The 26,332-nt window shown below is 45.5% G+C and carries 26 protein-coding genes; 5 read left to right on the forward strand and 21 right to left on the reverse strand.

Features of this window, described 5'->3' with window-relative positions; all coding sequences use genetic code 11:
- Positions 1 to 23: 23 nt before the first annotated feature.
- From KHB02_RS05340 to KHB02_RS05435, 21 genes are all read right to left on the reverse strand, one after another.
- Positions 24 to 890 carry an MBL fold metallo-hydrolase gene (locus KHB02_RS05340; protein ID WP_213143901.1) on the reverse strand — a complete coding sequence of 289 codons (867 nt, stop codon included), beginning with the start codon at positions 888 to 890 and terminating at the stop codon, positions 24 to 26.
- Entirely contained in the window at positions 887 to 2,299 is a 1,413-nt protein-coding gene (gene nhaC, locus KHB02_RS05345) for a Na+/H+ antiporter NhaC (RefSeq protein WP_213143900.1), read from the reverse strand. Before nhaC ends, KHB02_RS05340 begins: the two co-directional genes overlap by 4 nt.
- Before the next feature lie 403 nt (positions 2,300 to 2,702).
- Positions 2,703 to 3,488, reverse strand: a complete 786-nt coding sequence (gene pcaD / locus KHB02_RS05350) for a 3-oxoadipate enol-lactonase (RefSeq protein WP_213143899.1) — start codon at positions 3,486 to 3,488, stop codon at positions 2,703 to 2,705.
- 81 nt (positions 3,489 to 3,569) lie between these two features.
- A complete protein-coding gene (locus KHB02_RS05355; protein WP_213143898.1) occupies positions 3,570 to 4,310 on the reverse strand; it encodes a carboxymuconolactone decarboxylase family protein in 741 nt (246 codons plus the stop codon).
- Positions 4,311 to 4,483: 173 nt separating this feature from the next.
- Complete coding sequence (locus KHB02_RS05360) at positions 4,484 to 5,677, reverse strand: thiolase family protein (protein ID WP_213143897.1); 1,194 nt, start codon at positions 5,675 to 5,677, stop codon at positions 4,484 to 4,486.
- Positions 5,678 to 5,690: 13 nt separating this feature from the next.
- Positions 5,691 to 6,347: a 3-oxoacid CoA-transferase subunit B gene (locus KHB02_RS05365; RefSeq protein ID WP_213143896.1), complete on the reverse strand. Its 657-nt coding sequence runs from the start codon at positions 6,345 to 6,347 to the stop codon at positions 5,691 to 5,693.
- A complete protein-coding gene (locus tag KHB02_RS05370; protein ID WP_213143895.1) occupies positions 6,344 to 7,027 on the reverse strand; it encodes a CoA transferase subunit A in 684 nt (227 codons plus the stop codon). Before KHB02_RS05370 ends, KHB02_RS05365 begins: the two co-directional genes overlap by 4 nt.
- A gap of 216 nt (positions 7,028 to 7,243) precedes the next feature.
- A complete protein-coding gene (locus KHB02_RS05375) occupies positions 7,244 to 8,581 on the reverse strand; it encodes a short-chain fatty acid transporter (RefSeq protein ID WP_213143894.1) in 1,338 nt (445 codons plus the stop codon).
- Positions 8,582 to 8,938: 357 nt separating this feature from the next.
- The gene (locus tag KHB02_RS05380) at positions 8,939 to 9,283 is read right to left on the reverse strand and encodes a DUF3870 domain-containing protein (RefSeq protein ID WP_241113735.1); all 345 of its coding nucleotides are present in this window, start codon (positions 9,281 to 9,283) and stop codon (positions 8,939 to 8,941) included.
- Positions 9,284 to 9,444: 161 nt separating this feature from the next.
- Positions 9,445 to 10,506, reverse strand: coding sequence for a zinc-dependent alcohol dehydrogenase (locus tag KHB02_RS05385; RefSeq protein WP_213143893.1), 1,062 nt, complete (start codon positions 10,504 to 10,506; stop codon positions 9,445 to 9,447).
- A 46-nt stretch (positions 10,507 to 10,552) separates the two neighbouring features.
- Positions 10,553 to 10,684 (reverse strand): hypothetical protein, encoded by a 132-nt coding sequence (locus tag KHB02_RS29735; protein ID WP_277398171.1) that lies wholly within the window; start codon positions 10,682 to 10,684, stop codon positions 10,553 to 10,555.
- Between the two features lie 38 nt (positions 10,685 to 10,722).
- On the reverse strand, positions 10,723 to 11,400 hold the full coding sequence (locus tag KHB02_RS05390; RefSeq protein WP_213143892.1) for a cyclase family protein: 678 nt from the start codon (positions 11,398 to 11,400) through the stop codon (positions 10,723 to 10,725).
- A 47-nt stretch (positions 11,401 to 11,447) separates the two neighbouring features.
- Positions 11,448 to 12,380, reverse strand: a complete 933-nt coding sequence (locus KHB02_RS05395; protein ID WP_213143891.1) for a 3-hydroxyacyl-CoA dehydrogenase NAD-binding domain-containing protein — start codon at positions 12,378 to 12,380, stop codon at positions 11,448 to 11,450.
- 282 nt (positions 12,381 to 12,662) lie between these two features.
- A complete protein-coding gene (locus tag KHB02_RS05400) occupies positions 12,663 to 13,598 on the reverse strand; it encodes an aminopeptidase (RefSeq protein WP_213143890.1) in 936 nt (311 codons plus the stop codon).
- A 15-nt stretch (positions 13,599 to 13,613) separates the two neighbouring features.
- Complete coding sequence (locus KHB02_RS05405) at positions 13,614 to 14,375, reverse strand: IclR family transcriptional regulator (RefSeq protein WP_213143889.1); 762 nt, start codon at positions 14,373 to 14,375, stop codon at positions 13,614 to 13,616.
- Positions 14,376 to 14,571: 196 nt separating this feature from the next.
- Positions 14,572 to 15,840, reverse strand: coding sequence for a M20 family metallopeptidase (locus tag KHB02_RS05410; protein ID WP_213143888.1), 1,269 nt, complete (start codon positions 15,838 to 15,840; stop codon positions 14,572 to 14,574).
- Positions 15,837 to 16,787 carry a DUF1177 domain-containing protein gene (locus tag KHB02_RS05415; protein ID WP_213143887.1) on the reverse strand — a complete coding sequence of 317 codons (951 nt, stop codon included), beginning with the start codon at positions 16,785 to 16,787 and terminating at the stop codon, positions 15,837 to 15,839. Before KHB02_RS05415 ends, KHB02_RS05410 begins: the two co-directional genes overlap by 4 nt.
- 125 nt (positions 16,788 to 16,912) lie before the next feature.
- On the reverse strand, positions 16,913 to 17,881 hold the full coding sequence (locus KHB02_RS05420; RefSeq protein ID WP_213143886.1) for an ABC transporter ATP-binding protein: 969 nt from the start codon (positions 17,879 to 17,881) through the stop codon (positions 16,913 to 16,915).
- A complete protein-coding gene (locus KHB02_RS05425) occupies positions 17,874 to 18,887 on the reverse strand; it encodes an ABC transporter ATP-binding protein (protein WP_213143885.1) in 1,014 nt (337 codons plus the stop codon). The genes KHB02_RS05420 and KHB02_RS05425 overlap by 8 nt, the downstream gene beginning before the upstream one ends.
- A 17-nt stretch (positions 18,888 to 18,904) precedes the next feature.
- Positions 18,905 to 19,798, reverse strand: coding sequence for an ABC transporter permease (locus KHB02_RS05430; protein WP_213143884.1), 894 nt, complete (start codon positions 19,796 to 19,798; stop codon positions 18,905 to 18,907).
- Entirely contained in the window at positions 19,798 to 20,763 is a 966-nt protein-coding gene (locus tag KHB02_RS05435; RefSeq protein ID WP_213143883.1) for an ABC transporter permease, read from the reverse strand. The genes KHB02_RS05430 and KHB02_RS05435 overlap by 1 nt, the downstream gene beginning before the upstream one ends.
- Before the next feature lie 230 nt (positions 20,764 to 20,993).
- Between KHB02_RS05435 and KHB02_RS05440 the strand changes: the two genes are divergently transcribed.
- From KHB02_RS05440 to KHB02_RS05460, 5 genes are all read left to right on the forward strand, one after another.
- A complete protein-coding gene (locus KHB02_RS05440; protein WP_213143882.1) occupies positions 20,994 to 22,619 on the forward strand; it encodes an ABC transporter substrate-binding protein in 1,626 nt (541 codons plus the stop codon).
- 94 nt (positions 22,620 to 22,713) lie between these two features.
- A complete protein-coding gene (locus KHB02_RS05445; RefSeq protein ID WP_213143881.1) occupies positions 22,714 to 23,811 on the forward strand; it encodes an amidohydrolase family protein in 1,098 nt (365 codons plus the stop codon).
- 8 nt (positions 23,812 to 23,819) lie between these two features.
- On the forward strand, positions 23,820 to 24,962 hold the full coding sequence (locus tag KHB02_RS05450) for an amidohydrolase family protein (RefSeq protein WP_213143880.1): 1,143 nt from the start codon (positions 23,820 to 23,822) through the stop codon (positions 24,960 to 24,962).
- A gap of 65 nt (positions 24,963 to 25,027) precedes the next feature.
- Positions 25,028 to 25,699 carry an AroM family protein gene (locus tag KHB02_RS05455; RefSeq protein WP_213143879.1) on the forward strand — a complete coding sequence of 224 codons (672 nt, stop codon included), beginning with the start codon at positions 25,028 to 25,030 and terminating at the stop codon, positions 25,697 to 25,699.
- 213 nt (positions 25,700 to 25,912) lie between these two features.
- Positions 25,913 to 26,302, forward strand: coding sequence for a VOC family protein (locus tag KHB02_RS05460; protein WP_213143878.1), 390 nt, complete (start codon positions 25,913 to 25,915; stop codon positions 26,300 to 26,302).
- Positions 26,303 to 26,332 lie beyond the last annotated feature (30 nt).

Here is a 26,332-nt window from a genome sequence, read left to right on the forward strand (position 1 = left end):
CCGAACCCAATTACTTAGCAGGATTATAACCTAAACTCCATTCCCTCTTCTGCAATATGAAAGCCATTTGCCTCAATTTGGCACCGAATCTGCTGCTCCGAATCAATTGCCGGATTTGAATGATTTAAATGAGTAAAATAAATCTCAGTCGTTTTTGTTAAATCTTGCAGAAGGTCCATAGTTTCTGTCATGAGCGGATGGGGGATTTCGCGATAATCCCGCCCAATATTTTCAAGGTCTTTTTTAGAATGAAAGGTCCCATCGAGTAAACATATGTCTGCTTCCTCGCAAACGGAATGAATGTCATGGTCCCACTCGTGCCAGCGATCAATATCTGGAACGTAGAGGACTTTCTTATTTTGCCCCTTAATCCAAAAAGCAAATGTCTCCGAAAATTCATTTCGATGCGGTACTTCAACAGGTGTTACCGTAACACGAGGAGAAACCCGAATGTCTTGGCTATCCTGGATTTCTTGGACACTTATATTGCCAAGCTTGGTTAATTGGCTCCATGGAGCCTGTTCTTCTAATAAATACTTCATTTTTGACCCGGCCATTACCGGGATTCCCTTTGCGCCAATGGCTTCTCGTCCTAAAAATAATAGACCTGGGTAATGTCCCAAATGGGCATGAGTTAAAAAAATATGATCCATTAGCTTGGTTTGCAGATCGTATTTCATTTGCAGCCTAGCCATTTGCTCCTTCAGATCAGGTGATGCATCAATCAAATGCCATGTTTGCTCATTGGGTTCGACAATCGCCAACGATGCGGCAAGGCGTCTAAACTGCGGGTTTCTGATTGCCTCTGAACAATTTTTACAAAAACAATTTGGATGGGGCAGCCCAGCATCTTGAGCAGTTCCTATTACGCTTAAGATGACCTCACTCATAGTGAAACACTCCTTTTGTGATTTGTTTCGCCTTCATAGTTTTTCTTTGTAATCGTCCAACCGGTAAATCCGAATAAAATATTCATGAGTGGGACAAGGAAGGCAAAGAACGCAAACGGAATAAATTCACCTGGGCTGACACCGAGTATTCCCGCAGCAAATACAGCAGGTACCCCCCACGGAACAAGGTTGATTCCAACAGTTCCTGCAGCTTCTACACAGCGAGAAAGGTTCTTCGTATCAATCCCCATCTTTTTATAGTTTTTGACAAATGTTCTTGCTGGTAAAATGATGGCTAAAAATTGTGCCCCACTGGCAAATGCGACTATAAAGGTAGAAAGAATGGTGGTACTGATTAAGGTGCCAGTAGAATGAACTTTTGACATCATCTTTTTAGTTAATACCTCGAACGAACCAGTCTCTTCTAAAATTCCCCCAAGTGCGGTTGCTAAAATTAACAAGCCAATTGTCCCCAGCATCGACATAAGTCCTCCTCTATTTAACAAGGAATCTAATGCTTTTATTCCAGACTCTGCATGGAATCCGCTTGTCATGACTTGAATGACAGTAGTTACGGAAGACCCCTGAACGAAGATGGCGAGCACACCGCCTAAAATACCGACACCCATTAATGCCGGAATGGCAGGTGTTTTTTTTACCATTAAAATAATGGTTAATACTGGCATCAATAATAGTAAGGGATGTATGACAAAAACATCATCCAAACCTGTTTTCATTGCACCAATGACCTTTGTATCTGCCCCGCCATTAATCCCTGCTGACTGGCCCACTATCCAATACAATAGAATGGAAAGTAGAAATGCTGGAATCGTATCCCAAAGCATGTGCTTGACATGACTAAACAAGTCGGTTTCAGCCATCGCTGGCGCAATGTTGGTTGTATCAGACAAGGGAGATAATTTATCACCAAAATAGGCACCTGAAATCACTGCTCCTGCTACAAGCCCTGGAGAGAAACCAAGACCTTCTCCAATCGCCATGAAAGCAAGGCCGATTGTTGCAATAGAAGTAAAAGAGCTTCCTAGTGTAATAGAGATAATTCCGGTAACCAGTGCCACAATCGGTATAAACATGGCAGGTTTAATAATGGATAATCCATAGTAAATCATAGTTGGAATGACTCCGCTCGCAATCCATGTGCCGACAATAATCCCGATAATAAGCAAAATAAATACGGCAGGCAACGCTCTTGCCACACCATTTACCATCATCTTTTGGACATCATCCCAGCTCCACCCGGCCATAATGGAAACAATTGCTGCTGCAATCACTCCAATCATTAACGGAATATGCATCCCCGCTTTCCAAATGAAAATGGAAAGCGCCGCAGCTCCTATCAAAGCAATAATAGGAATGAGCGACTTCCCTATAGACAGTTCCTTTTTCATGTACACCTTCTCCTTAGATAATTTAATAGAATAAAAAAAGCCCCCATCCCTAAAAGGGAAGGAAGCTCCACGGTACCGCCCTAGTTAGCAGATTAACCTTCTGCTCGCTTGTTTAGATAACGGCCGAAGCTGGCCCTAGTTCCCTATCAGGCTCTGATTTCAAAGATGATATCAGTTGCTTTAATAGTTCAACGCTTTTACGCTTTTATGCAGTTAAGTATATGGATATATTAATAGAATGTATCACCATAGTCAATCTTTTTTAAATTGGGTCCGTGATGCATGGGGACGGTTCTCGTGCCTCATCGCAGGTTTTCGCACAAAAAGGCCCAACCAGCGGACGATTGCTGGTTGGGCTTTAGGCTGTGATACGATTTTAAAGCTCTTTTTTTCCTATAAGAATTTAAGCAATCCCTCGCAGAAAATCTACCAATGCATTTGTAAACTCTTTTGAGGTTTCGATATTAGAAAGGTGGGACCCTTCTAGTTCAACATAACGTGTACCATTAATTTGGTCGGTTAAGTATTGGCCGTCGCGAGGAGGTGTTGCCAAGTCATCTTTGCTCGAGATGACCAATGTCGGCACGGTAATATTTTTCACCGTGTCTCGCTCGTCCATGTCGCGAACAGCTGCACAGGCCGCAGCATAGCCCTCGGCAGACGTTTCCAAAAACACCTTTTTAACCTGCTTCACTTCCTCCGACCCTTGCTGCACGTAGGATTCTGTAAACCAACGCGCTATGACACCCTCAGCGATTGGCTCCATCCCGCTGTTTTGCACAGCAGAAATCCTCGTATCCCAAATTTCACGCGGCCCGATAAAGGCAGCTGTATTGCAAAGCGCCAGTTTCCCAAGGCGCTCGGGAGCATTCAGGCCTAACCACATACCGGTCATGCCGCCCATCGAAACGCCGGCAAAGTGGGCACACTCAATCCCCAAACTGTCTAACAGGCCCACAACATCCCGGCCAAGCTGATCAATGGAATAGGGACCAGCAGGGACATCTGAAGCCCCATGACCCCGTGTGTCATAACGCAGCACACGGAAATATTTCGTTAACTCTTCTATTTGGGGATCCCACATGGTGAGGTCCGTTCCTAGCGAGTTGGAAAGAACTACAACCGGAAGCTCCTCCGCCCCGTCGAAACGGTAATGCAGACGAACCCCGTTCACATCGATAAAATTCATAAAAAAACACCCCTGTAACTTATAATAGCCTTTTAAAAATGGGATGAGGCAGGAGAACCGTCCCCATGCATCACCCACACATCATTTAACCTCTAAAAAATCGCTGCCTTCAAACCAGGCTGGGATGCCTGCAGTCAGTAGGGCGACTAGGGAGACGTCGGCGATTTCGGCGTCGGTTGCTCCGAACTTTTTTGCTCCCTGGGTATGGAGTTCAATTCCTTTTGGATACATTTCCGCGACGTTGATTCCGACCAGAACTAGCTCTTTTAATTTCCGGGAGACAACATGGTCTCTTAGGACTGTTTTTCTTAAGTCAGCGTATCCTTCTAGACATGCCGGGTTGTATTGATGTAAAACCTTCACCCAGCCAGGAAGTTCTCCTCCTGCTTCTTTTTCATAATATGCCAGAGCACTAACCTCTTCATCTTCCAAAATTGAGGCAGGAGAACCGTCCCCTTGCATCACTCCAAGGTCAGAAACCGCGTATTCGAGGGCTTTTACACCGGTGAACCAGGCTGGGATGCCTCTGGAGATGATGCAGACGGATAGGATGTCTGCAAGTTCTTCGAGGGTTGCGCCTGAGTCGATGGCGCCCTTGGTGTGGTAGATCATGCTGCGTTCATAGCGGCGGGCCGCATTGATGCCGACTAAGATTAATTCCTTCTCTTTTTTGGAAAGGGCTCCGTCTACCAAGATTTCGCCCCTTAATTTTGTATAATATTCAAGCGCCTTAGGAGCAAAATGATGCATTTTAGCTACCCATTCTGGAACCTGACCGTAAACCTTTTCAAAAAATTCTAGCCCATTAAATTCTGTTGACATGTCACCATCTCCAAACATTTATTTTTCTAAGAGCCGTCCCCTCATGAACCATGAAAAATGATGCATAAGAACCGTCCCTATGCCTCACCCTGAACCAAAAAGTGATGCATGAGAACCGTCCCTATGCTTCACATATGCCTCAAAAAATGATGCACGAGAACCGTCCCCATGCCTCATACTGACCGGAAAACGGTGGCGATTCCCTGGCCGCCGGCGATGCATAGGGTGCCGAGGCCCCATTTTGCTTGTCTTTTTTTCATCTCGTGGATGAGCGATACGCAGATTCTGGCGCCGCTGTTGCCGATTGGGTGGCCAAGGGCGATGGCTCCGCCGTTTACGTTTACCTTTTCCATTGGCAGCTTCAATTCTTTCAGACACGCTAGCGACTGGGCTGCAAACGCTTCATTTAATTCTACCAAATCCAGGTCGTCTTTGCTGATTCCAGCCATTTTTAAAGCTCGTTCACTTGCTTCTACCGGGCCGATTCCCATCCGGTCCGGCTGCACACCGGAAAGCCCGAGCGCCGTAATTTCAACTAGCGGCTCAAGATTATATTTTTCGACCATATCCCCGGACACGATCAACAGCATGGAAGCACCGTCATTTAATCCGGAGGCATTTCCAGCTGTCACCGTTCCATCCTTTTTAAAGGCCGGCTTCAGTGCAGCCAGTTTTTCCAAACTCGTTTTCCGTGGATGCTCATCTACTGAAAAAACAATCGGCGCACCCTTTTTCTGAACAATTGTCACAGGAACAATTTCATCCTCAAAAGCGCCGCTTTCGATCGCTTCATGCGCTTTTACCTGGCTTTCATAGGCAAAAACATCCTGCTCCTCGCGGGAAATGGCATAATCTTCAGCAAGATTCTCAGCCGTCATTCCCATCACCAGCCGGCCATATTTATCCTCAGGCTGTGAACCAGGCTGGCTTTCTTTATTCGGGTCCAAAATTTCCGCGTTGCCGGACAGGAAGCCATAGCGGCCATTGCGGATGTAATAAGGGGCTGCACTCATACTTTCCACCCCGCCGACGATGTAAGCATGGCCGATGCCGGAGCGGATTGCCATAAACGCATTATGGATCGCCTGCATGCCGGAACCGCAGGCGCGATGAACGGTGTAGCCAGGCAGTGATTCAGGCAAGTCCGCCATCAGAAGCGCCTTCCTCGCAATATTGGATTGGTCCTGGCTTTGCTTTGCCTGGCCAATAATGACTTCATCAATTTCCTCAACCGGAATTAAATTTTTCGAAAGCAAGTCCTTAAATAACGGCACTAACAGCTCATCCGGCTGCAGGTCCTTCAATGTTCCGCCGATTTTTCCTACCGCCGTCCGCTGGGCGCTGACCACAAATACTCGATTATCCATTCTTTCCATCTCCCTACCGTAATGCTAAAATCTCTTCACTTATTTCAAAAGACGCCTCGGTCTTTTCTCTGACTTCATCCAAGCTCACACCCGGCATTAATTCCTTCAACACGAGCCTTCCGTCTTCAATCTTAAATACCGCTAACTCGGTAATGATGACATCGATCTTCCGAAGCGACGTAATCGGATACGAACACTTCTCCACAATTTTCGACTCTCCATTTTTTGAAGTATGATTCGTCGTAACAATGACCTTGCCGGCCCCGCTCAACAGATCCATTGCGCCGCCGACGCCCATAATGTTTTTTCCAGGAATCGCCCAGTTGGCAATGTACCCTTCCTGATCGACCTGAAGCGCGCCAAGGATGGCGACATTCACATGCCCGCCGCGAATCATCGCGAATGACTCGCCGCTATTAAAATAAGAAGCGCCAATACCCTCTGAAATAGGAAGCTTTCCAGCATTGACCAAGCTTGGGTCAAGATCCTCCTCGCTCGTCAGCTCCTCCACCCCGAGCATCCCATTTTCTGTGTGGAAATAGACCGAACCCGGCTGGACATATTTCGCGACAAGCGTTGGAATCCCAATACCAAGATTGACAACGGAGTTAGGCTTCAGTTCGGCTGCTGCGCGCTTGGCAATCAACTCTTGAATATCTTTGTTGGTCATTTGGAAACAACTCCTTCTTTGCTTAAAATCAATTGGCTTTCGACAATCGCGTCCACAAATAAATGTGGGGTGACGATTTCTTCCGGTGAAAGCTCGCCCGCTTCGACAATCTCATCGACCTCGGCAATCACAAAGTCCGCTGCCGTAGCCATTAACGGATTGAAATTTCGCGCCGTTTTATAAAAAACCAAGTTTCCCAGAGTGTCAGCTTTGGCCGCTTTGACAAGCGCGACATTGGCTTTTAATGGAGACTCAAGCACATACAGTTCGCCATTGATTTCCCGCGTTTCTTTCCCTTTTGCCAGCTCCGTTCCAGCGCTTGTTTTTGTAAAATAACCGCCAATCCCGGCACCGCCTGCACGAATCGATTCCGACATCGTTCCCTGCGGCATCAATTGAATTTCAAGCTTGCCTTGATTATAAAAATCGCCGACCTCACGATTGCTGGTAAAATAAGAGCCAATCGCCTTTTTGATTTTTCCCTGGCGCAATAAAATTCCAAGGCCTTTTCCAGCCTCGCCAAGATTATTACTGATCACGGTCAACCCATTGACATCGTGGCGTGTCAGTTCGTCAATCAATGTTAACGGTGCCCCGACAAGGCCGAACCCGCCAACCATCAGTGTGTGTCCCGATTGAATTTTTTGAATGGCCGCTTCTGGCTTCATTTGTTTTTGCATGATTATCACCTCGTAAAAAATTGATTACTTTTTCCAAACAAAAAGCCCAGCCATCCCAAAAGAAAGCGCAACTCTAGTGCACTTCTTTTGGAAAGGCTGGGCTACCCTCATTATTGTGAAAACGGGGATGCCGTTCTCACCGTGAAGATCTCAACTTTCCATCATCGCCGTCAACTTGTGACCCGATTTCTTCTATTATATTATACTATTTTATTTTTATCCCAAGAATCCCCAAAGTAGAACAGCACCACAATAGATAATCCCAACCCAGAACATCATCACAACGGTGTAGCCCATTACGTCTTTTAATTTAAGGTTGGATAATGCCAGCGCCGGCAAGATCCAGAATGGCTGGACTAAATCGTTCCAGGCATTTCCGAGCATGACGGACATAGACGTATGGGCAATGGATGCGTGCAATTCTTTCGCCGCGTCAATCATGAATGGTCCTTGAACGACCCAGTGGCCGCCCGCAGACGGAGCAAAGAAGTTAATCACGAACGAGCTGACCAGTCCCCAGAATGGCAGTGTATGGGCTGAAGAGAACTGCACAAACCAGTGGGCGATGGTATCTACCAAACCGGACCCCGCCATAATTGCCATGATGCCGGCGTAAAACGGATATTGCAGGATGATGCCGGAAATTGTCTTAATTCCGTCGTTTAAACTAGAAACATAGTTTGCCGGAGTTCCTAATAGGATAATGCCAAGGAAAAGAATAATAAAGTTGATCATGTTTAAATCTAATTTGCCGCCCTTTGAAAAGAAGGACACGACATAAATGATACCGATAATTCCAATTGCCAATGAAAGCAAGCGGCTGTTGTTTAACTTAGTTGCAAACGTCACTTCTTCATTGCCGAGGGCAGTTGCTGCTGCCACCTGTTCACGCGCCTCAATCTCCGGATTGATTTCAATGACATTTTCCTTCTTCTTCGGATGCAGCCAAGCGTTTAATAAAGGAAGAGTGATAATAACGATCAAGCTGGTAACTAGCATCGGTATTGAAAAAATAGTTTCTGATAATGGCACGACGCCCATTGCTTTTTCCATCGGGTGGCCAGGTGTTGAAATCAACACTGGAATACTAGCGGAAAGACCTAATCCGTATAACGTAAATCCGCTGTACGCTGCTGCGATAATCAGCGGGTAGTGAACCCCTTTGACCTTTAAGGCGAGTTTCTTGGCGATGATTCCCCCAATTACCAAACCAAAGCCCCAGTTTAAGTAACTGCCGATTCCCCCGACCAATGTCGCTACGATAATGGCCATTCGAGGAGTATGAACGAGTGAAACAATTTTGTTTAAGAAACGGTCAATAATCGGCGCCTTCGCCAGCACATAACCCATCGCCAGGATGACAGCCATCTGGGTCGTAAAAGATAACAGATTCCAGAAACCTGCTCCCCAGCTGGTTGTAGCGGCCACGAATCCCTGTCCTTCGACAAGAACCGCCAAAACTAGTGTTAGGATGGTCAATCCGATCGCAAACACAAATGGATCGGGAAGATACTTCCTCATCAGATTCGTGAAAAAACCAGTAATTTTCTCCATGCTTTCGCCCCCTTGTTGTTTTAGAAAAATAGTTTAAGTTAACGCTTTCATTACATTCGAAAAAAAATCCCCTTCGTTAAAGCTTCTATCCTTATTGTAAAGGAATCGAAAAGGTTTCCTCATTAACAAATAATGGATGAATGTGCTTGCTGTGCTGCCGCTCTCCTCAAATCCAATAAAAAATACCCAGCTATGCCAAAAGGAATAAGAAAACGTCATGTTTCCCTATTGTCTTTTGGAAAAGCTGGGTATTCTTAATTTAAGGTGGAATGGGTAATTCCATCGTTAAGAAGACGCTTTTCGAAAGGTATTTATTTTATAAAAAAACTATAATATATCTCTCGTTTAGTTGTCAAATTATTTTTTATTTTCCAATTGATTTATTTTTTCAAAATACCTTTTATGAGCAGCTTTTAACGCGACAATCACGGAATTAACCGAAGGTGCAAAGTAATGCTCTTCAATCCGTTTGACAAGCTCGTCTACACCATTCGACAAATTGTAGCCAATCACAAGCCGCTTGATAAAGTCCTTGGCCAATTCAGTAATAAATGTGAACTCAACATCGACAATGGAATGGTTGGTAGGATCAATTTCCAGAACAATTCCGGCATGCTTATAAATCTCGTACATCGCACTTCCTGTCGGCGCCTTCGCATAGGCAGTCACTAACACCGTATTCATCTCATGTTGTGAATTCAAGTTGGACCCTCCCTTAATTTTACTCTTATTATACCAAATGTGATGCATGGGGACGAGGCATGGGGACGGTTCTTCTGCATCATTTTGAGCAAGGGGAGGGTTGGGGTTCCTGTTTTGCAAACGAAGGAAGTGAGGCACGAGAACCGTCCCCACGCCTCACTTTATGGTTTTAGGATTACCTTGACCCCTTGCTTTTGAACGCCGACTTCGAAGCCTTCGACTGCTTTTTCAAGCGGAAGGACATGGGAAACCAGCTTCAGATAAGGAAATTTTCCGGAAGAAGCCATGGCGATGGTCCGCTTCAAGGTTTGTTCGGTTACCCCGTATACCCCTTTGACCGTTACTTCCCCACGAACAATTTCGTTGGATGGCAGCACGGTTTCCTTGGCGGAGATGCCAACCAATAACAGTTCGCCGCCTTTTGTGCACATTCTGACCCCAGACACCATCGATTGATGGAAGCCACTTGTTTCAAACACATGGTCGACACCCTGGCCATTTGTCAGCTCTGATATGGCCTCCACATCGTTCACCTGATCGGCATACACAATGTCCGTCGCGCCTAGCTCCTTGGCCAGCTGCAGTCTTTCTTCATCGACAGACAAGCCTGTTACAATCAGCTTTTTCAAGCCGAGGCTGGATAAGGATGCGATTAGGGAAAGACCGATAGGACCCGGTCCGATGACAACAGCCGTGTCGCCCGGCAGAATGTCGGCGCGCTCAAGCGCACGTACGCCAATGCCAAGCGCCTCGAGCATGCCGGCGACTTCAATCGGCATCGTTTCCGGAATCGGCAGCACATTTTTATACTGAATCGCCGCGTATTCCGCCATTCCGCCATTTTGCCGGAAGCCATATTGCAGGGATTTTGCCGGCACCTTGTCCATCGCGCCTTTGCCATGGTCACAAAGGTTCGTCCTGCCCCGCTGGCAATTCGCACACTCTCCGCAGGCCACATACGGATTGATGATGACTCGGCTGTTTATCAGGTGCTCATGGTCTGGATTGTTCACACCAACGACTCGGCCGGCAAATTCATGGCCGAGAATGACAGGCGTCGAAACCCACTCATACGCACGCATCCCCTCGTACATGTGCAGGTCACTCCCGCAAATGCTCACGGCCTCTACCTGAACAAGCACTTCGTTTTCTTTCAGCTTAGGAGTTTCCACTTCTTTTACTTCTACGCCATGGTCTCTTGTTGCTTTGACAACTGCTTTCATTTTTCCTCACCCTTTCTGGATTATGCTTTTGTGCGTCAGCAAGCGACTATAAATCCTTTTTACGGACATTTCCTCTTCGTTTTTCACCGATTTTGTCCGAAGATGCCATTCCTTCGGACATTCCAGCTTCGTTTTTCACCAGTTTTGTCCGAAGATGCCTTCCCTTCGGACATTTCATCTTCATTTCTCACTGGTTTTGTCCGAAGACTGGACCTATTACCACTCTTCAACCGCAATCGCCCTGATCGGGGAACCTGTTAACCCCTTTAAATTCAATGGCGTTCCAATAAAATAGAAATGCTTTTTCGAAAGCTTATCAAGATTTACGATATTTTCCATAATTAAAATATTTCTGCTCAGCAGGGCAAGGTGGACATCTCTTTGCATATTTTCATTGATATCGGCATTCGGCAGGTCTAGGCCAATTGCTTTAATTTTATTCTCGACGACCCAATCCCCGACAGAAGGAGCAAGGGATTTGCACTCATGGAAGCCTTCGCCGTTCCATTCCCCGTTCCAGCAACGGAACAGCACAATACTATTCTCTTTAATTTCCAGTTGGTCCCGTTCGACCACCGCTTCCACCATTTCCCGTGTGACCGGCACTGAAGGATTTTTATCCGAACAATCAATTAAAACGGCGTCCCCCATCGTTGCATCAATCGGAATCTGCTCGATCGTTAAGCCATCTTTGAAAAAATGATAGGGAGCATCCATGTGCGTCCCGCTATGGTCAGACATCATGAAAATCTTGCTGGCATAGCCTTCACAAGGAGCCGTATATCTTGGTTTTGAAAAATCGTGTGTGATATGATCCATGAACACTACTTTTGGATGGGATGGAAAAGAAACTAAGCCGTCGTACAACAATACTGATAAATCAACCGTTTTCATAATTACGCACCTCTAGTAGTTTATTTTTTAAAAATGAGCGTGCTGCTCTATTTCTTCAGCCATTTCATTAATTGAAGCAACTGGGCATTTTTCGTTTGAATGGCGTCAGTTTGGGAGTCCTTGTCCCAATCGTAAAACCCTTTGCCCGATTTGATCCCGAGCTCACCATTTTGCACTTTTTCCGAAAGCAGCCTGGAAGGTTCGGTCCGGTTCTCCAAATCCTTATAAAGGTAAGACGCAATGTGGTGATGGACGTCCAAGCCGTTCAGGTCTCGCTGCTCGAGTGGACCAGTAAATAGAAGCCGGACCCCAAGACTCCAGCGGACAACGGTATCAATTTCCTCCGCTGTCGCAATTCCTTCCTCCAGCAGTGAAATCGCCTCCCGCGCCATTGCATGCTGAATCCTGTTACCGATGAAACCAGGGATATCTTTTTGAATTAAGACAGGTTCCTTATGGATTTTTTTGAAAAATTGCATGACTTCATCACAGACTTGATCTGAAGTTTTGTCCCCGCGAATAATCTCCACTAACGGAATAATCGCCGCCGGCATGAAAAAATGTGTGCCGATGAAGCGGTCTCGGTGTTTTAGAGGTTCGCTTATCCGGTTAATCGACAATCCCGAAGTATTCGTTGCAAAAATTGTCGCCGGTCCGCAAATCTCTTCCAGCGTTTGAAAGAGAGTTTGCTTTAATTCCAAGACTTCCGGAATGGCTTCAATAACCATCCAGGAGTTCTGCGCATCTTGAAGTTTGTCTGAAAGTGAAATCCGGCCAAGTGCCTCATTCATTTCTTGTTCAGAGATAAACTCATATTCTCTTAGAATCTCATATTGGTCCCTAATTCTATCCATGGCTTCGTTCAGAATCCCTTGATTCTGTTCCACCATGTGAACGTTTACACGATTTTGCGCAAGTAATTGAGCAATCCCTCTTCCCATCGTTCCCGCACCAACAACCGTAATTTTTCTATCCTCCATTTGAGCGTTTTCCCTCCTTATACTGAAAATAAAAAAACCCAGCCCCATAAAAAAATAAGAACAAACCCATCCTTATCTTTCAATGGAAAGCTAGGTATCCTAAATTACATGAAACGGGTAATTTCACCATTAAGAAACTGCTTCTCATTCACTATTAAAACTGTTTATACTATTATGATATTTCGAAATTTATTTTTCGTCAAGTGATGCATAGGGACGGTTCTCGTGCATCAAAATGGGCGAAGTAAAGAAAAAATGAGGTAGGAGAACCGTCCTTATGCATCAAAATAAGACACGAGAACCATCCCAATGCGTCATTGTGACTGCAGGTTTTTTGATAACGCAGTCGATGTGGACGCCGGCTTCGTTGGTGCCGCCGAATGGTTTGTTGCTGCCAAAGGCGATGTGGACGGTTCCGAAGACTTTTTCGTCTTCTAGGACGTTGCCAGTCAGGCGGGCTTTTTTGTTGGTACCGATGCCAAATTCGGCGATGATTCGGCCGTTTCCATCACCTAGTATTTCCAGCAATCGTTTTCCGTCTTCGCCGCTGGCATCTACCAAACGGCCATGCTCCAGCGTTAATGTGATAGGTTCCTTCAAGACACCGATTCCTGCGATGGAACCGTCGACAATGATCGTTCCATTTGCAGAATCCTCAAGAGGCGCTATGTAGCTTTCCCCGGAAGGAAGGTTGCCGGATTCGCCTTTTTCCCGAAACACGCCTGTGCTCGGAATTCCCCGTCTTTCCTTAATGGAGAATGTCAGTTTCGTATGATCTTTTTCAATCGTAACAAATTCGCCCTTATCTAAAAGTTCGCAATAATAGGCGGTTAACTCCTCAACCTCCGAATAATCGGCCGTGATGGCCCCTTCTTGGAGCATATCCATGGTGACTCCAGGCATCGTTGCCACCCGCGCTCCTTGTGCAGAGGCTTCTTTTCTTGCGCGGGTATGCGTCAGCGAATGATGAGTAATACAAAGAACAACCTCGACAGCCTTCATCGCTTCCGCAACGGCCCGCGGCGGTTCTTCGCCGGACTTCGTCCTTGTTTTCATCTTGATAACCTGCGTTTCAGTCCCTAGCACAATCCCAGCTTGATAGAAAATATCAGCGATTTCGTACGATTCTGGGTCCGTCACAATTAAAATGTGCTCGTTTTCTTTAACATTCAAATTATGGGTAAGAATTGATGTGGCAACCCCAATTAATGCTTGCATGCCATTCCCTCCAAGCTATACTCTCAATTTCAATTGATATCTTTTGATAACGTCACCGATCTCATCTCTCGCCGCCATCAATAGAGGAAGATATTCCTGTATTTTTTCTTCGGCCATTCGAAAAATAGGACCGGAAACAGTAACTGAACCAACAATCTCCTCGCTATCAAATAGCGGAACGGCAATAGCCCTAACCTCCGCCGTATATTCCCCCTGGCTTTGGCCCCAGCCCTTCTCTCTGATTATTTCTAGCTCTCTTCGAAGTTCATCAGGGTCTGTCATCGTCGTTTTTGTATATTTTACCAGGCCGTTTTCAATAATAGATTCTAGATATTCATTCGGCAAATAGGCCAAAATTGTTCGATAGGAAGCGCCGACATATAAAGGTGCCCTGCTTCCTGCTGAAACGGAAAACTTCACTTTATTTTCCGGCTCCACAACATCAAGCGTAACCGCTTCATGTCCATCCAAGACGGTTAGAAAAATAGATTCTCCAGTTTCATCCTTTAACCGATTTAGAATCGGACGGATTAATTTCGTGACATTCAAGTTTTCATACATAATCATGCCTAATTCCCAGGTGGCATAGCCCAACGAATACTTTTTGGTCACTTTATCTTTTGATACGAATCTATTTTTCTCTAGAGTTTCGAGAATCCGGTATATATTTGTATGATTCAACCCTAGTTCGTTAGCCAATTCCCGTCCGCCCCAAACTGGCTTTTCTTTTGTAAACATCATAAGAACCTGTAGTGCTAAATTTAAAGTTTTTAACATGAGGAAGGTAGTCCCCCTTTTCCAATACAAATAGTTGATATTATTATAGCATAATTAATTGCTGTAAAAATCAAGAAGCTTTTTGACATTAATAAGCAGTTACCCCCTCTAAACCACAAAGGGAGAAAAGGGTTTAGAGGAAGTAACTGCATCAAAAGCCTGGGCAGCGTGTAGTAAGGCGCTGCCTTTATCTGAATTATTTTTGATATAGAAAATCGATCACTGCCGCGACATAAACCTTTGCACAGCGGACGATATCTTCTACTTGAACCCTCTCATTGTACCCGTGGATAGTAGGTAAATAAGCTGGACCATATTGTAAAACAGGGATATTGTAATCTCTGAAATGACGTGCATCACTGCTTGCCCACTGCATCACACCGTAGGCTTCCTCTTCGGTCACGAAGCTAATGTTGTCGACAATTGCCTTACATACTGGATCATCAGCAGGTGTATAATTGGCATGGCTTCGGAAGCCAAACGGACGGATTTCATAACGGATGCCCAGTTCATCCAAATTCTTTTTCAAATAGGCTGTAACTTCATCACGCGTTACCCCAAACGGCAGGCGGCAATCCACCTGAACCTTACAGCTTTCAGGAATGACATTGGATTTCGTCCCACCCTGAATGGTCCCAATATTAACCGTGATTCTTTCTAAAACCGGCTGGAACTTTTCGCGCTCTTTTTCAATCTCACGCATATACTTCTTGGAAACTTCTATTAAACCTTGAACCTCTTCAGGAATGGTAATTTTCAAATCCCACAAGGTTCTGATTTTTTCAATCGCTGCAATAGCATCGGTGATAGCATTATTTCCTGCCAGTGGTGAAAGGCTTCCGTGTCCGGGTTCGCCAAATACTTCAAGCTCAAACCAATACGAGCCTTTTTGGCCAATGGTTGGATTTAAACGGGAAGATGGTTCAGCAATTAACGCGCCGTCCCCTTTAATAAGACCTTTCTCCAACAGCCAAGGAACCCCAAACTCCCCGCCCGTTTCCTCATCAGGAACGATGGCAAGAGTAAGTTTTCCAGGAAGTTCAACATCTAACTGCTTCAATAGGGCGAAGGCAAAAATAATCCCGCCGAGACCGGCTTTCATGTCGCTTGCTCCCCTGCCCAAAAGCCAACCATCCTTCACTTCGCCGGAAAAAGGATCGAAATCCCATTTGGATAGATCGCCTGCAGGCACGACATCCGTGTGCCCGCAATAAATTAAGTGTTTCCCTTCTTCCCCGCCAATGCTGGAAATCAAATTATACATTTTGTCGCTTGATTCGTGCCATACCGTATCAAGCCCATATTGACTAAGGTAATTGGCAATAAACTCAGAGATTTCAGTAGAATCTCCGGGCGGATTTTCGCTCGGAATTTTGATCAACGAGCTGCAAAGCTCAATCAATTCTTCTTTTCTTGCTTCCACTTCATCGATTAATCTTTGTTTTATCGCAGTAATGTCTGTCATCCTGCAGTCACCTGATTTCCTTTTGTTTGTAGATGAGTCATTTTCCCGTATAGTTGCTCTAAGCGGTCAAATTCTTCAGCATCGTAGAAAGAACATTTATTTTCGCCATAAAGCTTGGCTACTTCAATTACATAACGGACAACCTGCTCGACATCGGTCGGATGGGTTGCGCCTGTTCCGCAGCCGGCTACGGCAGTTTCCGTCGTAATCGCCACACCCACAACCGGGCTCTTAGTCGCGACTGCCGGCTGGAGAATACTGTTGACATGATAAACGCCATTTCCGTATGGAGTAATGTCCTGTGTAGTGATCGGCAGCGTTACTGGCAGAATGCCCGCTGATTGGGTATAAATATGCAATAAGTCCGTGCTGATTTTTAAAACATAGCCTTCCTTGACAGTCGGTGTAATGGCAAATCCTTTATGATTGGTAATCATATTTCCTTTTGTTGTGTCCACAGATAGAATGGCGTCCATCTCCTCTGTCACTTCATGCTGGTTCATCGTTAAGATATCAACCGGTGAATTCATGAACGGCACAGGATCATGCGGCAAGGTTGGTGCAGTTGGACAAATATGGGTTGTGAGGATCACATCCCCTTTTAGGCGGTCGCCCTTCCCTGTCATATCCAATAATTTAGCTGCTGCAGCCACGCAGGATAAAGCTCCGTCTCCGTCGGATACGAATCCTTTTACCTCCGGGCGTGCCCCAACTCCACCTAAGCGGCCGATAATGCCCAGCGTAGGAGCATTTCCGCCTTTCGACTTGCCTTCTTCACCCGGAATAACAATTTTGATAAAGTCAGTGGAACCTTGATTGCCTTCAACCGTTTTGACGGTAATTTCTCCAACATTAGAGATGGCTTCCAGGTAATTCTTCACATCATGTCCAGTTACATGAATACTATCCAAAACCTCTATTAACTCCATTACATGTTTTAATGACATCGAAAAAACCTCCAGATTTAATATATTTTAAAGGCGGTCCGTACAGATAAGAACAAACCAGCCTTTTAATATTCGACATTTTTCGAGCGGTTACAGGCACCCTTCGAGACTTGTTAATGGCTTTCCTAATAAAGATGGCACGCCACCCGCTGCCCGTCTCCATTCTGTTTCAACTCTGGAACAACTGACTTGCAGCTTTCTACCGCATATGGGCATCTTAGGTGGAAATGGCAGCCGGAAGGTGGATTGACCGGACTTGGCACATCCCCTTTTAATAGAATCCGTTCTTTTTTGTCATACGGACTTTCCTTTGGAACCGCCGAAAGCAGGGCTCTCGTATAAGGGTGCAGCGGGTTTTGATAGATTTCTTCGTACGTACCAATCTCCACGATTTTCCCTAAATACATCACAGCAATCCGGTCACACATATAGCGGACCACATTTAAATCGTGCGAGATAAAGATATAAGTAAGTTGGAATTTCTTCTGCAGGTCTTTTAATAGATTAATAACCTGGGCCTGCACGGATACGTCCAAGGCAGATACCGGTTCGTCGCAAATAATCACATCCGGGTTTAACGCTAAGGCGCGGGCGATATTAATCCGCTGCCGCTGGCCGCCCGAGAATTCATGCGGATAACGGTCAGCATGATAGCTGCTAAGGCCGACAACCTCGAGCAATTCACGAACACGATCTAACCGTGACGCTTTATCGCCTACTTTATGGATTTCCAATGGTTCCGCAATGAGCTGCTTAATCGTTTTTCTTGGATCCAGGGAAGCATACGGATTTTGGAACACCATTTGAATGGATTTCCGCGAGTCGCGGATTTCCTTCGGCCCCATTGCCGCCAGATCCTGCCCTTTAAATAAAACCTTTCCTTCAGTAGGGCGGATTAATTGGTTGATGAGCCTGGCCATTGTCGACTTGCCACAGCCGGATTCACCGACAATTCCTAGCGTCTCACCGCGAAATACATCGAAGCTGACGCCATCGACTGCCTTGACACTCTGCGTTGATTTTTTAAAAGGTAGCGGATCCTGAATAGGGAAATGCTTTCTTAAGTTTTCTACCTTAATAATGGCTTCAGCCATGATGCACCCTCTCCTTTCTTTCCAGACGCTGATCTTTCAATTGGAAATGACAGGAGGCAAAATGGCCTTCCTCTACCTCAATAAGCTCCGGCTTTTTGGAAAAACAAATATCTTGAGCATATGGACAACGCTCCGCAAAATGGCAGCCAGGAATTTCCTGACGCAAATCAGGCGGCGTCCCTGGAATCGCCGAAAGCCTTCCCTCGTTTCCGATATCACTGGTAATTTGTGAATCTAACAATCCCCACGTATATGGGTGCAACGGATTATCAAAGATCGCCTTTACACTGCCCGATTCGACCGTATTCCCCGCATACATGACAATTACCTTGTCACACATCTCCCAGACGACCCCCAAATCGTGGGTAATCATGATAATCGACGTGTTAACGGTATCCTGCAGATGCCTCATTAAATCCAGTATTTGCGCCTGAACGGTCACATCCAGAGCGGTTGTCGGTTCATCGGCAATCAACAGCTTCGGGTTACATGCCAAGGCAATGGCAATCATCACCCGCTGCCGCATCCCCCCGGAAAATTCATGAGGATACATCTCAATCCGCTTCTCTGCCTCAGGGATCCCCACCATCTTCAACATATCAATCGCGGCTTTTTTCGCCTCTTTCTTCGAAACCTTCTGGTGCGTTCGGATGGATTCCATAATTTGATTTCCAACCGTAAATACCGGATTTAAACTTGTCATTGGGTCCTGAAAAATCATCGAAATCTCATTTCCCCTGATGGAACGCATTTCTTTATCCGATAAAGCTAACAGGTCCTTCCCATCAAACGAAATCTTTCCTCCGGCAATTTTCCCCGGCGGATTTGGAATAAGGCGAAGCAGAGCGGTTGCTGTTACACTTTTCCCAGAACCTGACTCGCCGACAATCCCTAATGTTTCCTTCTTATTTAATGTAAAACTGACCCCATTTACGGCCTTTACAACTGAAGATGAAGAACGGAAATGCACTTCCAAATCTTCTACCTTTAATAAAGTATCTGACATGCCAATCCCCCCATCTTCTAAACTTTCATTTTTGGATCAAGGGCATCCCTCAAACCATCACCAAATAAGTTAATGCCAAGAACTGTCAGCAAAATCGACAGCCCTGAGAATGTTGCCATATGCGGACTCATGACCAAGAAGTCCTTGCCGTCTTTCAGAATGCTTCCCCACGAAGCAGTCGGCGGCTGAACACCCAAACCTAGGAAGCTTAATGCCGCTTCCGAAATAATCGCACCGGCGACACTCATCGTTCCATACACAATCAATGGCGCCATACAGTTCGGCAGGACATGCTGAAAAATAATTCTTCCGTTCGTCGCTCCTAATGATCGGGTCACTTCAATAAATTCTTCTTCCTTTACACTCAATACTTGGCCGCGGACAATTCGGGCAAATCCCGGAATATTGGCAACACCAATCGCAATAATAACGTTAACCAGCCCTTGTCCTAAAACTGTCATTAATGTAATCGCCAGTAAGATGAACGGGAAAGCAAACAAGCCGTCCATCGTCCGCATGATAATCGCATCAAGTCGTCCGCCGAAGTAGCCGGAAACAAGCCCCAGCAATGTTCCAAAAAATGCTCCGAAAACAACCGCGGCAACACCTACAATCAAAGAAATCCGCGCCCCATACACAAGGCGGCTGAACAAGTCTCGTCCATAGTTGTCCGTTCCTAAAATATGACCAGCAGTACCCGGCACCGCCAAGGAATTGGCAACATCCATATCATTAGGTGAATGTGTCGCAATCAGCGGTGCAAATATCGCAATAACCGCCATAATAACCGTAATCGATAAACCAATCGCTGCAAGCCGGTTGCGAATCAGCTTTTTAAATAAGCCTGCTTCTTTTTTAACCTTCTTGTTTTGCGGTTCAGCCTTAGAAATTGAGCTTTGAACAGAAGCCATTATTTCGCCCCTCCCTTACCTGAAGAATAATTCACGCGTGGGTTGACCACTTTATACATCACGTCAACCAAGAGATTGACCAGCACGAAAATCACAGCAATAAACAATACCGTTCCCTGAACAACGACAAAATCCCGTTTGTCAATGGCATCGACAATTAACCTTCCCATGCCCGGCCAGCTAAAGATGGTTTCCGTTAAAACAGCTCCGCCAAGCATCATTGAAATTTGCATGCCAAGAACGGTTAACAGTGGTGTAAGGGCATTTTTAAAAGCATGCTTGCAAATAACCCAGAATTCACTTAACCCTTTCGAGCGGGCCGTTTTGATATAGTCCTGAGAAATGACTTCTAGCATACTCGATCTTGTGATTCGGGCGAAGGTCGCCATCGGAATGGTCGCAAGCGTAATACTTGGGAGTACGAGGTGTTTCAGATACGGGATTAACCCGTCTTCCATCGAGCCCATTCCAGTTGCCGGGAACCAGCCAAGATTGACACTAAAGTAAAGCACTAGCATAACCCCTAGCCAGAAAATCGGCATGGACACGCCAACTAAAGAAACGAGCATAACAGAATAGTCTAATAGAGAGTTTTGTTTGGATGCAGAAATGATTCCCGCCGGAACACCGATGGCAAAGGCGATAATCAAAGCACTTACGGCTAAAATTAATGTATTTGGGAAACGTTCTAGAATTAATTGAACAATTGGTTGATTATAGGTAAGTGATACCCCAAAATTCCCCTGAAGCAAATCCCCTATATAATGAAGGAATTGTAAATATAATGGATCATTTAATCCCAACTTGTCCCTTAATGCTTGGATATCTTCTACACTTGCCTGAGGCCCAAGCATAACGGCAGCGGGGTCCCCAGGAATGAGCCTGGTAATAATAAAGACAATTACCGCAACGACGGCAATAGTAGGCAGAAGATCAAACAGCCTTCTTATAATGTACTTTCCCATAAGCTTACCTCCCTTTTTGTGTCACAATTCGGAACACTGATTCAGTATGTGAATTACGAATAAGTTTATCATCGTGAAAAAAAGTTGTAAATAAGGAATAATCAAAAAGTAAAATATTTTACAAAAATTTTAAAAACTTATTTACTCTTTGTTTTTTATATGATAAATTTTATTCAAGTTTCAATATTAGAATTAATGGTTCACAATGTGAATCAACAGGAGGAGAAAAAATGAAAGGTAAACGTTTAAGCCGTTGGTGGTTATTGGTTGTTGCCTCCCTTGTATTGGCATTAACCGCTTGTTCTTCGGGTTCGAATTCGAATTCCTCTTCATCATCTTCTAAGGAAGGAAAAACAGAATCCACTTCCGCCGGCAAGCCGCAAGATGGCGGGACATTAAAGGTAGGTCTTTCGGCAAACCCCAAAACAATGGATCCTATTAAATATACCGGGGTCTATGAATCTCAAGTAATGCGTTCAGTTGCCGATACATTGATCGTTTATAACAAAGACCTGTCTGACTTTCTTCCGGCTCTTGCCACAGAATGGAAAGTATCCGACGACATGAAGGTTTACACCTTCAAATTACGTGATGATGTTTACTTCCAGCCAGGGAAATTCCAAGATGGCCGGAAAATGACAGCTGAGGACGTAAAATACAGTCTTGAGCGTTCGGCAAAACAATCTGCGATGAACCGTTTACGCGGTGTCGATAAAGTGGAAGTAACTGGCGAAAATGAAGTAGCTATTTACCTTACTGAACCAAATGCAGCATTAATGCCGATGTTAACAGATGCCGGTAACGTCATTGTTCCGAAAGAAGAGGTTGAAGGCTGGGGTGACCAATTTGGAAGCCATTTAGTCGGAACTGGCCCCTTCAAAATCGAAAGCTGGGATCAGGATTCACAGATTAAAGTGGTCCGCCATGATAAATATTGGGGAGAAAAGCCTCATCTAGATAGCGTTGTTTTCAAAATCATTCCTGATCCAAATATGATGGTTAACTCTTTGCGTTCCGGTGATATAGATGTCGGTATGGACGTAAAAGGCCAAAACCGTGAGCTTGTGAAGCAAGATTCTAAGCTTGAACTATTATCAAAACCTGCGCTTTCTTTAACCTACCTAGATCTTAATAACAAAAAAGGTCCAACTGCTAATAAAAAAGTTCGTGAAGCGATTTATAAAGCAACAAATATTGATGAAATTGTTAAAGGCGTTAACAAATGGGGCGGTGCAGAGAAATCCTTCATGGCACTTCCTAAAGGATCTTGGGGCTACAGCAAAGATTTAGAAAAACTAACACCAACGTATGATCCAAAAGAAGCGAAAAAACTTCTTGCGGAAGCAGGATATCCAGATGGCTTCAAAACGGAGCTATATCTTGCGGAATCCCGTGTTCCATACGGTACGATTTTCCAAAACCAAATGAAGAAAAACCTAAATATTGATGTTGAACTGAAAGTTGTTGAATGGGGAACATACAGTGATACAGTAGCAAAAGGAAATGCGCCAATGTCAATCGGCGGCTGGACTTGGTATCCAGACCCTTACTTCTTCCTATTCCAATTGTTCCATACAAAGCAAATCGGTGCACTTGGAAACGGGAAAGGCTACGAAAATCCTGAAGTGGACAAGCTTCTCGATAGAGCTGTCACAGAAACCGTTGATCAGAAAGAAAGAGCAAAACTGTACCAGCAAGCACTTGAGATTATCTTAAAAGACGTGCCACGAATTGAGCTTGATACAGTGGATGCCTCTGCAGGTATTGCTAAATCTGTCCAAGGTTTCGATGTATCTCCAGACTACTCCTTGCAAATTGTGAATCCAAACGGAACGAACGTCTGGCTGAAAAAATAATTTGCTCACCTGAAGATTTCTTAGCACATGTAGAAAAGTAGAGATGCCCATCTCTACTTTTCTTCTATTATATATATGAAAGAAGGTAGTGATTATGGCAGCAACCGCGATTATAAACGCTCAAGTATACCAGGATAGCACCGGTGATTTTTCTCGGCAAACAATCTTGCTTGAAGATGGATACATATCAGATATCCTCCCCCCTACTGTGGATTTGGATTTACCTGAATCCTCGATTATGGATGCGGAGGGGCTTTATTTGACCCCGGGGCTTATTGATACATGCTCGCAAATCGGTTTAAAGGAAGTCGGCATCCGCTGGGAAGGTCATGACGGCTACGAGCCCGATTGGGAAGACGGATTTGATTTCAATGTGATTGACGGCATTTACCCCTTTGACAAGGCTTTTCAAGACGCGGCGGCCTTTGGGGTGACAACGGCACACATCGTGTCTTCTCCGGAATCAGTTGTCGGCGCGAAAACCGCAGTTATTCATACAACCGGAAAAACGGTGGATGAGATGGCCGTGGTCCCGAGTTTCGGGTTTAGTTTTTCCATGGGGGATGTTCCGAAAAATGCTTATTGGGAGAAAACAAAGACCCCTCTTACTCGGATGGGTATTGCATTAAGAATCAGGACCGCCTTAAAGAAGCTGCAATCGCTTGGTGCTTTGGAGGATGTGCCAGTTTTCATCCGTTCCCACCGGGCAGATGACATTGCCACTGCCTTCCGCATCGCTGGCGAATTCAAGCTTCAGTTTGTTCTCGTTCACGGAACGGAATATCCATTGGCGTGGAATCTTCCCACAGGCGACGTGTCTTTTTCTGTGGTTGCAGGTCCAGTTTTTCAAGCGATGGAACGAGGCGAGCTAAGGCATTTAAATCCGTCCCTTTACTATGCACTGTATAGCGGACAAATTCCATTTACATTTGCCACTGACCATCCAGTAAGCTCGGTGACCCATCTGCAAAAGGAAGGGGCGTTGGCGCTGAAAGCTGGTGTCCCGGAACAGGTGATTTTGAACGGTTTAACCCGCGATGCGGCAAAGCTTTTAAAAATTGATCACTTGACTGGAAGAGTAGATAAAGGGCTGTTTGCGGACCTAGTACTGTGGAATGAGCATCCGCTCGAATTAACAGCTCGAGCTGTAAGGACGTTTATTAAAGGAAAAGAAGTATATAGATGGGAGTGAGTCAACCGATGCTGACAGTATTTCGCGGAGCAACGATCTATACGATGGATGAAAAGAACACGGTATTGCACAAAGCGGACCTATGGGTGCAGGACGGGAAGGTCGTGAAGGCAGGAGTGGATACGGAAATTCCTGCCGATGCGGAGCTTATCTTTGTCGACGGGCTGGTCATCACCCCGGGGCTGATTGATATCCATACCCACGTCGGAATTTGGGGAGAAATCAATGAACGAATAAATGATGCCTGCGAGTATTCCAGTCCTTTTACCCCGCTGATGTCTGCAATTGACGGTATCGATATCCGCCATTTTTCGTTCGAGCTGGCGCGAAAAGGCGGCGTGACGACCATACAAACGGGTACCGGCAGCGCCAACCCGATTGGCGGCGTTTGGACTATTTTAAAGACGGGCGGAAACTCCCTTAATGAAATGATTGTTGTTGAAAAAAGCGGCTTAAAGGGTGCTTTAGGAGAAAATCCGAAAAATGTGTTTGGACAGTCGTATAAAAAATCGCCAGTAACAAGAATGGCGGTGGCTCACATGATTCGCCAGGGCTTTCAGCAGGCTCTGGAGTTGTCTGATGCCGGGCGGCTGGCGGCTTTAGAAGGGCAAACGGAGCTGGCGCCTTTTATCGAGGTGCTGGAAGGAAAAATGCCGATGCATCTGCACTGCCACCGGGCTGATGATATCGCAACAGCGATTCGGATTGCAAAAGAGTTCGGGATTAAGCTTTCCCTGGAGCACTGCACCGAAGGCCACCTGATGCTGGAGGCGATCAAAGAAAGTGGCGCAAGTGTGACCTTGGGGCCATTTATGCTGCCAGCAACAAAATACGAAACCCGAAACGGCACACCGGAAGCACCAAAGCTGTATCATGAAGCAGGAATTCCATTCGCTATCATGACCGACCACCCGTTCATCCCGATTCATTATTTAGTCCTATGTGCAGCAGAGGCAGTCAGGTATGGGCTCGATGAAGTGACGGCACTAAGAAGCATCACAAGCACAGCGGCCAAACTAACGGGCATCGACAACCGAGTCGGCTCCCTAGAACCCGGAAAAGACGCCGACTTCGTCATATGGACCCACCACCCATTCAACAGCCGTGCCAATGTGCTTGGCACGTATATTAATGGGGTGAAGCATGGGTAAGGAGTGAGGCATGGGGAGGCATGGGGACGGTTCTCGTGCATCAAAATACAAAGGAGGACATTAGGATGGGCCGATATATAGGCGTGATTACAATTGGTCAAACGCCAAGAGACGATATGATTCCTGCCATCAGAGGCTTTTTGCCTGAGGATACTGTGATAATCGAAAAAGGCGTGCTTGACGGCAGGTTGGAGGAGGAAATTCTTGCTCTAGCTCCTGAACATGGGCAGACGAAGTTAATCTCCCGGTTGCGTGACGGCGGCAGTGCCGTGATGGCGAAGGAAAAAATCATCCCTGTTGTTCAGGAGCTCATCGATGATTTGAACGCGGCGAACGTATCCTTGATCATTATTGCCTGTACAGGGAAATTTCCGCTTTTTAAAAGTAAGGTACCAATCGTTTATCCGGACCATCTGCTCAACCATGTGGCAAAAGGACTTTTACATGATGGATTAATAGGAGTCGTCGTTCCCCTCCCTGAACAAGCGGACCAAATCATCTATAAATGGAAGGATGCCGACTTCCTTGCGATTCCCGCTGCTAGTTCACCTTATTCCTATCAGGAGGAGACATTAATCGAGGCAGTAAGGCAGCTTGACCAATTCCCGATCAAAGCCATCATCCTCGATTGCATGGGGTATACAGAAGAAATGAAAAAACTTGTCCAAGAACATACTTCAAAACCTGTTATACTGTCTCGGAATATTATTTATGGGGTGACTGGGGAGATTTTGTGATTTATGGGTGATGCATGGGGACGGTTCTCGTGCATCAAAATGGGACTGACTGAAGCAAGGAGAGGCATGAAGACGATTCTGGTGTTACCAAATTTTTTTCATAGAGAAATAAATGAGGCATAAGAACCGTCCCTCTGCCTCAACCGTGAAACTTCGCGCTAAATATGTTATATTTCCATGTATCGAGAAATTTTAGTATTGGGGTTGATAACGTTGATAGAGTACACTGAGCTGCATCATGTAAGTTTGAATGTTACAGACTTAAGCAGGGCTAAGAAATTTTATAGTGAGATACTATGTTTAAAAGAACTTACCCGGCCTGCTTTTGATTTTGAAGGGGCTTGGTACGGTATAGGGAATCAACAGCTGCACTTAATCGTGCTTCCCCACTCGCAAACCCTTCGGCACGACAAAAGCTTAAGCAGCAGGGAAGGACACTTTGCCCTTCGAGTCAAAAACTATGCAGAAACTTTAGCTTGGCTAAAAAAGAATGGAGTAAACGTTTTAGAAAAGCCCAACAGCGTCAGTGGCTTTGCCCAAATCTTCTGCGCCGACCCGGATGGAAATCTCATAGAATTAAACGTCGACCAATCGGAGTTGTGATGCACGGGGACGGTTCTTGCGTTTCAACTT

The sequence above is a fragment of the Neobacillus citreus genome (assembly GCF_018343545.2).
GTDB lineage: Bacteria > Bacillota > Bacilli > Bacillales > Cytobacillaceae > Neobacillus > Neobacillus citreus.